The sequence below is a fragment of the Flavobacterium bizetiae genome (assembly GCF_902804475.1).
In the GTDB taxonomy this organism is placed as follows: domain Bacteria; phylum Bacteroidota; class Bacteroidia; order Flavobacteriales; family Flavobacteriaceae; genus Flavobacterium; species Flavobacterium bizetiae.
This window is the reverse complement of record NZ_CADCSU010000108.1, coordinates 1-14,306: the sequence shown is the minus strand read 5'-3', so window position 1 is coordinate 14,306 and position 14,306 is coordinate 1. Positions and strand designations below refer to the sequence as shown.

General features: G+C 31.0%; 14 protein-coding genes. All 14 read left to right on the top strand.

Annotation, left to right across the window (positions count from 1 at the left end; all coding sequences use genetic code 11):
• Positions 1-68: 68 nt before the first annotated feature.
• On the top strand, positions 69-536 hold the full coding sequence (locus tag FLACOL7796_RS14910; protein WP_173971560.1) for a UpxY family transcription antiterminator: 468 nt from the start codon (positions 69-71) through the stop codon (positions 534-536).
• A gap of 270 nt (positions 537-806) precedes the next feature.
• A complete protein-coding gene (locus FLACOL7796_RS14905; RefSeq protein WP_173971559.1) occupies positions 807-2,120 on the top strand; it encodes a nucleotide sugar dehydrogenase in 1,314 nt (437 codons plus the stop codon).
• A 33-nt stretch (positions 2,121-2,153) separates the two neighbouring features.
• On the top strand, positions 2,154-3,161 hold the full coding sequence (locus tag FLACOL7796_RS14900) for a mannose-1-phosphate guanylyltransferase (RefSeq protein ID WP_173971558.1): 1,008 nt from the start codon (positions 2,154-2,156) through the stop codon (positions 3,159-3,161).
• A gap of 12 nt (positions 3,162-3,173) precedes the next feature.
• Positions 3,174-4,220 (top strand): dTDP-glucose 4,6-dehydratase, encoded by a 1,047-nt coding sequence (gene rfbB / locus FLACOL7796_RS14895; protein WP_173971557.1) that lies wholly within the window; start codon positions 3,174-3,176, stop codon positions 4,218-4,220.
• 51 nt (positions 4,221-4,271) lie between these two features.
• Complete coding sequence (locus tag FLACOL7796_RS14890; RefSeq protein ID WP_173971556.1) at positions 4,272-6,710, top strand: SLBB domain-containing protein; 2,439 nt, start codon at positions 4,272-4,274, stop codon at positions 6,708-6,710.
• 7 nt (positions 6,711-6,717) lie between these two features.
• Positions 6,718-7,782 (top strand): Wzz/FepE/Etk N-terminal domain-containing protein, encoded by a 1,065-nt coding sequence (locus FLACOL7796_RS14885; protein WP_173971555.1) that lies wholly within the window; start codon positions 6,718-6,720, stop codon positions 7,780-7,782.
• 3 nt (positions 7,783-7,785) lie between these two features.
• The gene (locus FLACOL7796_RS14880) at positions 7,786-8,184 is read left to right on the top strand and encodes a sugar 3,4-ketoisomerase (protein ID WP_173971554.1); all 399 of its coding nucleotides are present in this window, start codon (positions 7,786-7,788) and stop codon (positions 8,182-8,184) included.
• A complete protein-coding gene (locus FLACOL7796_RS14875) occupies positions 8,177-8,590 on the top strand; it encodes a sugar 3,4-ketoisomerase (RefSeq protein WP_173971553.1) in 414 nt (137 codons plus the stop codon). Before FLACOL7796_RS14880 ends, FLACOL7796_RS14875 begins: the two co-directional genes overlap by 8 nt.
• Positions 8,572-9,519, top strand: a complete 948-nt coding sequence (locus tag FLACOL7796_RS14870) for a hypothetical protein (RefSeq protein ID WP_173971552.1) — start codon at positions 8,572-8,574, stop codon at positions 9,517-9,519. Before FLACOL7796_RS14875 ends, FLACOL7796_RS14870 begins: the two co-directional genes overlap by 19 nt.
• Positions 9,506-10,423, top strand: coding sequence for a DegT/DnrJ/EryC1/StrS family aminotransferase (locus FLACOL7796_RS14865; protein ID WP_173971551.1), 918 nt, complete (start codon positions 9,506-9,508; stop codon positions 10,421-10,423). Before FLACOL7796_RS14870 ends, FLACOL7796_RS14865 begins: the two co-directional genes overlap by 14 nt.
• Positions 10,413-10,916: an acyltransferase gene (locus FLACOL7796_RS14860; protein ID WP_173971550.1), complete on the top strand. Its 504-nt coding sequence runs from the start codon at positions 10,413-10,415 to the stop codon at positions 10,914-10,916. Before FLACOL7796_RS14865 ends, FLACOL7796_RS14860 begins: the two co-directional genes overlap by 11 nt.
• The gene (locus FLACOL7796_RS14855; RefSeq protein WP_173971549.1) at positions 10,913-12,010 is read left to right on the top strand and encodes a DegT/DnrJ/EryC1/StrS family aminotransferase; all 1,098 of its coding nucleotides are present in this window, start codon (positions 10,913-10,915) and stop codon (positions 12,008-12,010) included. Before FLACOL7796_RS14860 ends, FLACOL7796_RS14855 begins: the two co-directional genes overlap by 4 nt.
• Positions 12,010-13,506 carry an oligosaccharide flippase family protein gene (locus tag FLACOL7796_RS14850; RefSeq protein WP_173971548.1) on the top strand — a complete coding sequence of 499 codons (1,497 nt, stop codon included), beginning with the start codon at positions 12,010-12,012 and terminating at the stop codon, positions 13,504-13,506. The genes FLACOL7796_RS14855 and FLACOL7796_RS14850 overlap by 1 nt, the downstream gene beginning before the upstream one ends.
• A gap of 3 nt (positions 13,507-13,509) precedes the next feature.
• Positions 13,510-14,306, top strand: a 797-nt coding sequence (locus tag FLACOL7796_RS14845) for a glycosyltransferase family 2 protein (RefSeq protein ID WP_173971547.1), incomplete at its 3' end; no start/stop codon positions are given.

The following is a 14,306-nucleotide window of genomic DNA, read 5'->3' as shown; positions in this document are numbered from 1 at the left end:
TGAAGTGAAATTTAATATGAAATGAATAAGGGAAGATTGGTTTAAAGTTTATTTCAATAAAAAGAAAAATGAAGAATTGGTATGTAGTGTATACAAAACCCAAGTGGGAGAAAAAAGTTGCGGAAAAACTTAATGAAATTGGAATTGAGTGTTATTGTCCATTAATAATTCAAATTAAACAATGGACAGATAGAAAGAAAAAGGTTGAAGTGCCGCTTTTTAACTCCTATGTTTTTGTTCAGTTAGAAGATACTGATCGAAATTCAGTTTTTCAGATTTCGGGTGTAGTTCGATATTTGTTTTGGTTAGGCAAGCCTGCGATTGTTCGCAATGAAGAAATTAACATCATAAAAACGAGTCTGGCAGCTCCTAATTTAAGCGATGTTTCAGTGACTTCTATTCAGGTTGGTGATCGTATAAAATTAGAATCCGGAGCTTTTAGTAATCAGGATGCAATAGTTCAGGAAATATCGAATACTTATTATACGTTAGTTTTAGAATCTTTAGGGTGTGTCCTTAAAATAAAATATAAATAATGTAGTTATATTGTGTAACTATTGGTAATAAACAGAAGGTAAAATTTCTCCAAATAGAGATTTTATTTTCTGTTTTTTTTATAAGGTAAATTTTTACATACTGATTGATAGAGTATTGGTGCTTAGTATTAATGTTTATTTGTTTGTTTTTTCTGTATTACGGGAAACCGTATTGAATAAATTGACTTAATATGTTATATTTGCCGAAAATGATTTTAGAATATCTGTGTCAAATCTTTGTGACTCAGAGAGGCGAAGCCGTGAATTGTTATGACTGAAATAGATAAAAAAGATTACAAATTGAGCGAAAATGTAAAAATAGCCATTATAGGTTTAGGTTACGTTGGGCTACCTTTGGCCAGATTATTTGCTACTAAATATTCAGTTATAGGTTTTGATATAAATGAATCAAGAATAGCTTCTTTAAAGTCAGGTACAGACACAACATTAGAAGTTGATGACGCTACTTTACAAGCTGTTTTAGTAGATAATTCGAATGCTGAAGTTGGATTATATTGTACAAGTTCTTTAAATGATATAGCAGATTGTAATTATTTTATAGTTACAGTTCCTACTCCGGTAGATAAAAATAATCGTCCTGACTTGACTCCTTTATACAAATCAAGTGAGTCAGTAGGTAAAATATTAAAAAAAGGAGATATTGTTATCTACGAGTCCACGGTTTATCCAGGTGTTACTGAAGAACAGTGTGTTCCTGTTTTAGAAAAAGTTTCAGGATTAAAATTTAATGAAGATTTCTTTGCAGGATATTCTCCTGAAAGAATAAACCCGGGAGATAAAGAACATACAGTCGAAAAAATTTTAAAAGTGACTTCAGGTTCAACACCTGAAATTGGATTAAGAGTTGACGCCTTATATAAATCGGTAATTACTGCCGGAACACATTTAGCACCAAGTATAAAAGTTGCAGAAGCTGCAAAAGTTATTGAAAACTCACAGCGTGATATTAATATAGCTTTTGTAAATGAATTGGCTAAAATATTCAATTTAATGAATATTGATACGCAGGAAGTGTTAGCAGCCGCATCAACAAAATGGAACTTTTTACCTTTCAAACCAGGATTGGTTGGAGGGCATTGTATTGGTGTTGATCCTTATTATTTGGCACAAAGAGCGCAGGAATTTGGCTACCATCCCGAAATAATTTTGGCAGGACGACGTTTGAATGACAGCATGGGAGAATACGTTGCTTCGCAAATAGTAAAATTGATGATCAAAAAAGGAATTTCTGTTAATGGCGCAAGTCTTTTGATGCTTGGAATTACTTTTAAAGAAAATTGTCCGGATGTTCGTAATACAAAAATTGTTGATGTTGTAAAAGCATTAAAGGAATACGGAATTTTAGTAACCATATTTGACCCATTAGCTAATGCGAATGATGTAAAAAAAGAATATAATTTAGTAACAATAAACTCTACTCCTGATAATAAATTTGACGCAATTGTTCTTGGAGTTTCTCACCAGGAATTTTTGGAATTAAATTTTTCAGAGTTGCAAAAAGAAAATAGTTTATTATACGATGTAAAAGGAGTTTTAGGTAGTATAGCTGATAATAGGTTATAGTATTTAAAAATTCTTTTTTTTTATTTAAAAAAAATGGAAACAAAAAATTCAATCATACATGTGATTTTAACAGGGGGAGTTGGAAGTAGGTTGTGGCCTCTTTCCCGAAAAAGTCAACCTAAACAATATTTAGAGATATTTGAAAATAAATCTTTATTTGAAATAACCGTCGATCGTAACAGTCATTTAGCAGATAAAGTAATGGTGGTAGGGAATGTAGATAATCATCACTTAAGCGGAAAAGTTATGGATAAAACCAAAACTTCTTATGTGAATATAGTGGAGGCAACACCTAGGAATACTGCTGCTGCCATTGCTTTTGCGGCATTTGCGTCAAATCCGGATGATATCTTAATTGTAACCCCATCAGATCATATTATTGATAAAATAGAAGATTATAATAAAGCAATTAATGAAGCTATTTCAAAAGCTCAAGATGGCTTTATTGTAACTTTTGGAATTATTCCTACGAAGCCGGAAACAGGATATGGTTACATCGAGTCAAAAGGAGATAATGTAATTTCATTTCGTGAAAAACCAAATCAAACTACAGCTAAAGAATTTATTGCTAAAGGAAACTTCTTATGGAATAGCGGAATGTTTTGTTTTAAAGCGAGCGTTCTTTTAGAGGAATTAAAACAATTTCAACCAGATGTATATGAAAAATCTAAGACTGTTTGGGAAGCAAGCGAAAACGGATTTTTAGATTTCAATTTGTCATTAGAAATTCCATCAATAAGTATTGATTATGCTGTTATGGAGCGTAGTAAAAAAATAAAAGTCGTACCTGCATCATTTTCATGGTCTGATTTAGGATCATTTGAATCAGTCTATGATTATTTGGTTTCCAAAAATCACCCTGTTGATAAAAATGGAAATATGGTAATTGGTTCTGGCAAGCACACTACTTTTCTAGGATTAAAAAATACTATTTTTGTATATACCGACACAGCAAATTTAATTTTACAAAAAGAAAATTCACAGGATGTTAAGGATGTCTATAGTGAGTTAGAAAAAATAAATTCAGATCTATTAAATTAATTGAAATTTAAAATGAAAAAAATTCTTATAACCGGAGGGGCAGGTTTTATTGGTTCGCACGTGGTAAGACGTTTTGTAAATAAATATCCTGAATACCAAATCTTCAATTTAGATGCATTAACTTATGCAGGTAATCTGGAAAATATTAAAGATATTGAAAATCAGTCTAATTATACTTTTGTAAAAGGAAATATAGTAGACGAAAGTTTTATAAATGAACTTTTTTCATTGCATAATTTTGATGGTATTTTACATTTGGCAGCAGAATCTCATGTCGACCGTTCTATCGAAGATCCTTTAGCATTCGTAAAAACAAATGTTATTGGAACGATGAATTTATTGAATGCAGCCAAAAATCAATGGAAAAATAATTTTGAAGCAAAACGGTTTTATCATATTAGCACTGATGAAGTTTATGGTTCACTAGGAGCAGAGGGGCTTTTTACAGAAACTACTTCTTATGATCCGAATTCTCCCTATTCAGCTTCTAAAGCAAGCTCTGACCACTTTGTAAGAGCTTATGGTGAAACTTATGGTTTGCCTTATGTTTTAACAAATTGTTCTAATAATTACGGATCGTATCATTTTCCTGAAAAGTTGATTCCTCTTTTTATAAATAATATCATCAATAATAAACCATTACCTGTTTACGGAGATGGAAATTATACGCGTGACTGGCTTTTTGTTGAAGATCATGCTATTGCTATAGATTTAGTTTTCCACGAAGGGAAAAATCATGAGACCTATAATATTGGAGGCTTCAATGAATGGAAAAATATTGATCTGGTAAAATTACTATGTCAAATTATGGATGAGAAATTAGGGAGATCTCAAGGAACTTCTCAAGAACTGATTACTTATGTTAAAGACCGCCCAGGGCATGATTTGCGTTATGCCATTGATGCTTCTAAAATAAATAAGGAATTGGGTTGGAAACCTTCTGTTACTTTTGAAGAAGGCTTAGAAAAAACTATCAATTGGTATCTCAATAACGAAGAGTGGTTACAAAATGTTACTTCTGGTTCGTATAAAGATTATTATCAAAAACAATATTCATAAACTTTAAGTAATTTTATTTAAACTAAACTGTAGGTTAAATTATAATTTCACATGAAAAAAATAACATACGTTCTTACGCTGCTTTTTATTTTATTATTAGCATTTAATGCAAATGCTCAGGATATACTTAAATCAAAGGATTTAAGCACTGTTAAAGTCGATTATTTGTCTGATGATGATTTAGCTAAAATTAGTGCTCAGTTAAAAAGTAACAATGCAACAATTGATAGTGTAGAGTCAATGGCTTTATCAAAAGGGATGAGTCAAACTGAATTTAATAAATTGAGAATTAAACTTAATGAATTTGACAAGAAAAATGCTAAAGCAGATGCAAATGATAAAAATAGTAAGCCAAAAATAGTAGATAAGGAATCGGAGTTTGGAAGAAAACAGGAAAAAATTAAAAATGATAAAGTAAAAGATTCTGTAAATGCCTTAATTTTTGGTTCTGAATTATTTGATAATCCCACTTTAAATTTTGAACCAGATTTGAAATTGGCCACACCTACAAATTATATTCTTGGGCCTGGTGATGAATTGCAGGTAAGCGTATATGGAGTTCAGGAATATAATGCTAGTATACCTGTCAGTGTAGAAGGAAAGGTAAGTATAGATTATGTTGGACAAATTTCAGTGGCGGGAACTTCAATTGAAGCCGCTACTCAAAAAATTAAAGCAGCGATAGCAAGAGTTTATAGTACAGTAAGTTCTGGACAATCTCAAGTTAGTGTAAGTTTAAGTCGAATTCGTACTATTAAAATCACTATTGTGGGAGGAAAACAGCCGGGTAATTATTCTATTTCTTCCTTAGCAACAGTATATAATGCGTTGCATTTGGCTGGAGGGCCTGGGAAAAATGGAAGTTATAGAAATATAGAATTAATTAGAAATAATAAAGTTTACAAAAATGTAGACATCTATAAGTTTTTAGTTAAGGGTGATCAATCTGATAATGTGAGTTTGAAAGATAACGATGTTATTCGAATTCCGGCATATAGCCAAAGGGTTACGGTTGAAGGTGAAGTAAAGCGTCCTGGGATTTTTGAAATGAAAAAAGGAGAAAAGTTTTCAGATTTATTAAATTTCGCATCAGGTTTTAATGAATTTGCTTACACAGCATCTGTGAATGTAATGCAAAAAACAGGAAAAGAGTTTAAAGTACATGATATAAATGAAAGTGAATATAATTCGTATTTACCACAATCTGGTGATGTGTTTAGAATTACTAAAATTTTGAACCGATTCGAAAATCGTATTAAAATTGAGGGTGCTGTTTTTAGACCGGATTATTATTCTTATAATGAAGGAATGAGAATTTCAGATCTTATTACAAGAGCAGAAGGACTTAAAGAAGATGCTTATACCAAAAGAGCAAGAATTATTCGTTTAAAAACAGATTTAACTACAGAAATTGTAAATGTTGATTTAAGTGCTGCTTTGTCAGGAGACTTTGGGGCTGATCTAGAATTAAAAAGAGAAGATGTTGTTACAGTGTATTCTATTTTGGATTTCAGAGAAGAATATAAAGTTACTATAGATGGAGAAGTTAAAAATCCTGGTGAATATGAATATTTCGAAAATTTAACTTTAAATGATTTAGTAGTTCAGGTTGGAGGATTAACAGGTTCTGCTTCTAAAAGAGTCGAAATTGCAAGAATGATTAAGTCTGATGTAATTGATGATGCTGATCCAAAACGTATCGAATTAGTTGAACTTGAAATAACAGCAGGCAATAACGAACAGATCAAAAACTTTGTTTTAAAACCTTTTGATGTTATTAATATTAGAAGAATGGCTGTCTATGAGAAACCGGAGATGGTGTCAGTATTAGGTGCGGTAAGTTATCCGGGTAAGTATGTTTTAGCGAATAAAAAAGAGACAGTTTATAACGTTGTAATGAGAGCAGGAGGATTAACTTCGATTGCCAATTTAGATGGTATGAAAATTAAAAGACCAATTAAACAAGAACAAATTGATCAGTTGGAGCGTATAGACCTGAATCTATCTAAAAATGATACACTTAAGGAGAAATTGAGTAAAAAGTTAAAAGACGATTTAAAATATGTTACAATTCCTGTAAATTGGGAAAAAATTGTAAAAGATAAAAATCATTATTCCAATGTGACATTATTTCCTGGAGATGAGATAGAAGTGGCAATTTATAATGAAGGTGTTAAAGTAACTGGAAATGTATTGTTGACTTCTGAAATTCCATATCGAAGCGGAAAAGGATTTAAATATTACATTAACTCAGTTGGGGGAGCGGATAGTAAAGGATGGAAGAGAAAAGCTTATATAATTTATCCTAATGGGAAAGCTGATGTAACAACTTCATTTTTGTTTTTTAGATCTTACCCTAAGGTTGAACCAGATTCACAGATTGTAGTTCCGGAAAAACCTGAAAGGAAAAAAATGAGTGCTGGTGAATGGGCTGGTTTAGGTACAGCTTTTGCTAGTTTGGCATTGCTAATTGTTACGGCTTTTAAATAAAAAGATAATGGAAAAACAGCCCCTTGAAAACGAAGAAATTTCGTTAAAAGAATTAATTCATAAACTGAAAGAATGGTATAATTATTTAATATCGAAGTGGAAAATTATTTTCGTAGCAGGTATAATTGGGTCATCCCTTGGATTTGCATATTCATTTACTCAAAAAGCAAGTTACACAGCTACATTAACATTTGCTTTAGAAGATGAAAAATCTAGCGGTGGATTAGGAGGTGCTCTTGGCTTAGCAAGCTCATTTGGAGTTGATTTGGGAGGTGGAGGAGGAAGTATTTTTTCTGGTTCTAATTTAACTGAATTGTTTAAGTCCCGCAGAATGGTTGAGCAAACGTTACTTACTCCAGTTAAAGTTAATGGCAAAATTATTTCTCTAGCAGAAATGTATATTCAGGACAACAAATGGCGGACAACATGGAATACTAATCCAAAGTTTAAAAATATACAGTTTTTGTCTCAAAATAATCGAAATCATTTTAGCAGAGATCAGGATAGTATTTTAGGTGTAATTTATCAAAATTTATCTCGTACTTCTTTATCTGTAGGCCAGAGAGATAAAAAAATTGCAGTTATTTCTATGGATGTTGTATCAAATAACGAATTGTTTTCGTTGTATTTTTGTGAAGCTTTAGCGAAAGAAGTAGGTGAGTTTTATGTAAATACAAAAAGTAAAAAGGCTCGAGAAAATATGGAAATTTTAGAGCATCAGGTGGATTCTGTACGTGTAGAATTAAATAGCGCCATTACTGGTGTAGCTGTTGCAAATGATAATACATTTAATTTAAATCCTGCTCTTAATGTTCGCAGAGCACCTTCAGTGAAGAGACAAGTTGACGTACAAGCAAATACAGCCATACTTACTGAATTAGTCAAACAATGCGAATTAGCTAAAGTTACACTTAGAAAAGAAACCCCTTTAATTCAAGTTATTGACAAACCTATTTTACCATTGCCAAAAGAAAAATTTAGAAAAATTAAAGGAATAATTATTGGTGGTTTTTTGGCTGGTTTCTTAACTGTAGCTCTTTTGGTTTCAAAAAGAATAATAAGTAAATTATAGAAAATGATGCCAAAAATAATAGAATTGCCTAAAATTCAAGATCCACGAGGTAGCCTTTCTTTTTTTGAATATCCAAGTCAGTTGCCTTTTGAAATAAAACGTACTTATTGGATTTATGATGTTCCAGGTGGTGAAGTTCGCGGTGGACATGCATTTAAAACGCAAAATGAATTTATTGTTGCTTTGTCAGGAAGCTTTGATCTTTTTTTATTTGATGGCAGCAAAGAAATCAAGTTTTCTTTGAATCGTTCTTATTATGGATTGTATGTGCCTAATATGTTTTGGAGAAGAATGGAGAATTTTTCAACAAATTCTTTAGCTTTAATTGTTTCTGATAGAGAGTATGATGAAAGCGATTACGTAAGAGATTTTGATGATTTTAAACAATTGAAAAATGTATAGCGTTAAGGATTGTAACATAATAAACTTGACTAAAATTCATAATCAAGCAGGCAATATTACGGTTTTAGAAAACAACAAGAGTATTCCATTTCAAGTTAAACGAGTTTATTACTTGTATGATGTTCCTATGGGATCTGAGCGTGGTGGACATGGTCATTATCAGTTGGAACAATTTATAGTTGCCGCAAGTGGATCTTTTACAATAGTTCTAGATGATGGAAAAGATAAAAAATATTTTTTTTTGAATAATCCATCAGAAGCATTATATATAAAACCAGGTATTTGGAGAGAAATAATTAATTTTTCGAGTGGTTCTATATGTCTAGTGCTTGCCTCGCAAGAATATAGTGAAAAAGATTACATTAGAGATTATGATAAATATTTACAATGGAAGTTATTGAAGTAGAATCATCATATTATGATGAAGCGTTTGCTAATCCTTATCATATTTTTAATGCAGGAGTTTTTAACAGCATTAACAGTTATAAGGCAGAAAAAGTATACTATTTACTTTTTAAAGATAGCAAAATTCGAATGGGAATTATATTAGGAGTTAGAGCAGGTATTGCTTATTCCCCTTTCTCGGCTCCTTTTGGTGGGTTTCAATATCTTAATAGTGATATTGGAATAGATCAGATCGACGCAGGCTTAAAATCCTTAGAGGAATGGTCTACTTCAAAATTGATAAGAGAAATAAAAATCGTCTTACCTCCTTTGTTCTACAATAGGAATTTTTTAGTAAAGTTAACCAATAGTTTGTATAGATTTGGTTATACAGAAATTAATAAAGATGTCAACTATCAATTTTTAACTGATAAACTTGATGAACAATATTCTTCGAAAATTTGGTATAACGCTAGAAAAAATTTAAAGAAAAGCAATAATTCAAATCTTGAGTTTAGAAAGCTTGAAAGTAGTGAGGGTCAAATAGCTTATGATATCATTGCCCAAAATCGTAGTTCAAGAGGATTTCCGCTTAGAATGACATGGGAGCAAGTAAAAGAGACAACGTCAGTAATACCGGCCGACTTTTTTGTTGTATTAAAAGACGATCAAATTATTGCTTCAGCAATTGTATTTCATGTTGCCAGTAAGATTGTTCAAGTTATTTATTGGGGAGATTTACCACAATTTTCAGAATGCAAGACAATGAACTTCCTTTCGTTTCAGATATTTAAATATTATAAAGAAAACAATATTGAGATTATTGATATTGGTCCATCAACTGAAAATTCTATTCCAAATTATGGCTTGTGTGAATTTAAAGAAAGTATTGGATGTGATTTGAGTTTAAAATCGACATATTTAAAGATAAATCATAATGTTCATCACTAATCCTGATTCCTTTTTACTGCCTTCCTATCGTATAAGTCCATTTAAGACTGATTATATAGGCATAAATCATAACCTGAAAGAGGATAATTATACCTTTCATTATTTTAATAAAAGATTTGGGAAAGATAATTGGCAGTATACTATTAATGGTAGGGAATCAATAAAATTAGCGCTACAAAGCTACGACTTAGATAAAAATGATTTGGTGACAATTCTAACCACATCAGAAAACTTCTATATAAGTTCTTGTGTAACTAAAGAAATTGAAAAGATCTGTAAATGGAACAGAGAATTATCACCTCAAACTAAAATTATTTTTATTAACCACGAATTTGGGTATCCTTATCCTGATTTAACAAAAATTACAGAACTTGGTTTGCCAATAATTGAAGATTGCTGTACAACTTTTTTTTCTCAAGATCAAGATTTAAAAGTTGGAAGTTATGGCGATTTTTCATTGTATAGTTTTCCAAAATTTTTTCCTATTCAAATAGGTGGTCTGCTAGTGTCAAATAAAAACAATGATAGATTGAAGAATTCGGAGATCGATGATTTATCAATTAATTATATAGAAAAAGTGATTTCTTATAATTTAAGAGATGAAGAGGAATTAATTAAAAAGCGTACTGAAAATTTTGATTATGCGCTTTCCTTATATTCAAAAGAAGGATTTCAGGAAAGATTTGAAAGAGGCAAAAATACAGTTCCATCATCTTTAATTTTAAAAAATAATTTTATAATAAAAGATTTACATGCATTAAAATTGCATTTAACCAATCACGGAATTCAATCGAGTATTTTTTATGGTGAGGATGCTTTTTTTATTCCATGCCATCAGAACATGAGTAAGTTTGATATTGATTATATATTTAGTTCAATTCTTAATTTTAAATATGATAGTTAATAATATTTTTTTAGGCGAAAACGTAAATATAGAGACTAGTGCTCATATAAATAATGTGCGAATAGGAAATAATTCTAAGATAGCGGGAAATGTAAAAATTTTTGGTTCTGCGGAAAATATCTTAGTAGTAGGAGAGGGTTGTTATGTTGGGGCAAATACTATTCTGGAGGGATTTAATGCTAAAGTTACAATAGGAAAGAATGTTAGTTTTGCTCAAAATGTAAATTTAATGTCAGGATCAGGCCCAAACGCATCTGAGGCTTTACAAATAATTTTTCCTATTGTCAAAGGAGAAATTGTGATTGGAAATGATTGCTGGATTGGAGCAAGCAGTATTATAATGCCTAATGTTCATTTGGGAGATTTTTGTATTGTTGCTGCAAATAGTTTTGTAAATAAACGATTTCCTAGTTATTCCATTATAGGAGGTACTCCAGCAAAACTTATTAGAAAATTAACACAATTTGAAATAGATAAAATAGTTGCAAAATGATTAAATTTTTAGATCTTCAAAAGATTAATGCAAAATATAATGATGAACTGAAAAAAGCAGCCTCGGATGTAATTGATTCGGGATGGTTTTTAATGGGGAAAAAATTGAATAATTTTGAAAATGAACTGGCATCATATACGGGAGCTGCACATGCTATTGGTGTTGCGAATGGTTTGGATGCATTGCGACTAATAATTAGAGGATATATTGAGTTAGGTATTATGAAAGAGGGAGATGAAATAATTGTTCCTGCAAATACCTATATTGCTTCAATCCTTGCTATAACTGACAATAGATTAAAGCCAATCTTTGTTGAACCGGATCCCTTGACATTTAATATTGATATTAAAGATTTGGAATCAAGAATAACAGTTAATACTAAAGCTATTATGATTGTTCATCTTTATGGACAAGTTTGTTGGAATGAAAATCTTAAGGGAATTACAACAAAATACAATCTTAAAGTTATTGAAGATAATGCGCAGGCGATAGGGGCATCATGGAAAGGAATCAAGACTGGTAATCTTGGCGATGCCGCTGGGTTTAGTTTTTATCCTGGAAAAAATCTGGGAGCTTTAGGAGATGCTGGAGCTGTTACCACTAATGATAATGAGTTAGCTGGAATTATAAGGTCTTTAGCAAATTATGGTTCCTCAAAAAAATATGTGAATCAATTTCAGGGACTGAACAGTCGTCTGGATGAAATTCAAGCTGCCTTTTTAACAGTTAAATTAAATCACATAGATCAAGAAAACGACTATCGCAAGAAAATTGCTAATTATTATCTAGAATCTATTAAAAATGATAAAATTGTTTTACCGACTGCACCACAAGCAGAAGAGCATGTGTGGCATTTATTTGTCATTCGTACAAAATATAGAGATAAACTAAAAGAATTTTTACAAGAAAAAGGTATTGAAACATTGATTCATTATCCAATTCCTCCACATAAGCAGGAATGTTATAGAGCTTTTGAAGAATTAAGTTTGCCTATCACTGAAGAAATTCATAATGAAGTTTTGAGTTTACCGATAAGTCCAGTTTTAAATATGGACGAAGTTGAAACTGTGGTAAGTTTTATAAATCAATTTTGATGAAATCAAAGGAAGAAGTTGTAAAATCATCATATCGTCAAATATTTAAGGCAACTAGTCTTTTTGGTGGGGTTCAGGTAATTACTATAATTATTTCAATTATTCGGTCTAAATTCGTTGCTATTTGGTTAGGATCTGCTGGTGTTGGAGTAATGAGCTTATTAAATGCTCCTTTAGGAATTATAACAACATTAACTGGTTTTGGTCTCTCTGTTAGTGCTATTAGAGAAATTTCTCAAGCTTCAGCGAATGGGGATAATTCCGCATTAGCAAAAATAATTAAAACCTTCAGGAGATGGGTTTGGTTTACGGGGCTGCTAGGCATGATTATTACTATCATACTCTCACCTTATTTAAGTTATTGGTCTTTTTCTAATACAGATTATGTATGGTCGTTTGTTTTTTTATCAGGTACTCTTCTTTTAACTGATATAAGCAATGGTCAGAGTGCCCTTTTACAGGGAACAAGGCGTCTAAAAGAAATGGGCCAATCTAAAATTATTGGAGTAGTATTAGGCCTCTTTACTTCTTTGCCCCTTTATTACTTTTATGGATTAGAAGGAATTGTACCTTCAATTATAATTACAGCTTTCTCATCATTAATTCTTTCTTGGTACTATTCTAGAAAAATAAAATTAGAAAAGGTTGAGATAACTTATAAAGAATCGTATAAGAACGGTTTGGATATGGTAAAGCTCGGAATCTTTCTAACTCTTAGCGGTTTGATAGGAACTGCGATAAGGTATTTAATTTCGGCATATATAAGCAGAGAAGGAGGAGTTGATCAAGTAGGTTTGTATCAGGCTGGTTTTGGACTTATAACAGGATATGTAGGTATAGTTTTTACAGCCATGGCTACAGATTATTTTCCAAGGTTAGCAGGTACAAATAATAATAAAGACAGTATCGAGATAATTAATCAACAAATTGAAATGTCAGTATTAATTATCGCACCAATATGTGTTTCGTTAACTATTGCATTGCCTATAGTAGTAAAATTATTATATACAGTTGATTTTTTGAGCATAATTCCTATGCTAGAGTGGTTTTTGCTTTCAATTATCATAAAGGGTGTAGTGTGGGCAGTAGGTTTTCTCTATTTAGCAAGAGCGGATTATTCGACATCTTTTAAAATTGATAATATTACAAATGCCTTTTTATTAGGAGGGTACATTGGCATGTATTATTTAATGGGGCTGGAAGGAATAGGTATAGCAGAGTTTATTTTATATTGCTTAGGATTTGTTTTGAGTTATTACTACGCTAATAAAAAATATGGTTTTGCACTTTATAGAGAAACAGTGAAAATTATTTTATTGAGTTTAATTATTTCTATAGCGGTATTTGGTTTATTACGATTTCTAGAAAGAAATTTGTTTTCTTATATCCTATCAATAATATTATTATGTTACTTGAGCTTTAGCTCATTTAAAAGTTTAAATCAGAGATTGGATATTAAATCGTTGATTTATAAGTATATAAAAAAAGTAAATTAATCGATGTTAGATAATCCTATAATTACGGTTTTAATGCCGGTATATAATACCGAAAAGTATTTAAGTGAAGCAATAGAATCTATAATTAATCAATCATTTGCCAGTTGGGAATTAATATGTGTGAATGATGGTTCAACAGATGGTAGTCTTGAAATTCTAAGAAAATATGAAGCCCTTGATAAACGAATAATTGTAATTAATCAAGAAAATTCTGGGAATGCTTCTATCGCTAGAAATGTTGCTTTAAATTATGCTAGGGGAGAATATATACATCCTCTTGACAGCGATGATATTTTAAGTAAAGATTCTTTGGAAAAAACCTATCAGACAGCTTTATCGACACAAGCAGATTTTGTAATTCCAAATTTAATATATTTTAAGGGCGAAGTAAATAATGTTTTAAAAAAATGGGTAGGCTATAATGGGGATATAGACATTATTCTTTCAGCTGAAGAAGCTTTTGTAGCCAGTTTATCTTGGAGTATTTCTGGCATTGCGTTATGCAAAACGGAATTACTAAAAAGACATCGCTATAATGAAAACGGAATGAACGGCGATGAATATACTACAAGGTTACTTTTGTTAAATTGTAATAAGATTGCTTTTTGTGATAGTGTTTATTACTATAGAGGTCATTCAGAATCCACGACAACAAAAGTTTCTTTAAAAAGATTTGATACTATAACAACTGATTTCAATATTTTACAATTATCTGAAGAGAGGAGATTAAGCAGTCAATCCATTAGAGCATGTCAAGTAAAAGTGTTGAATAATATTTTAGAATCAATCAAGTATTTGGT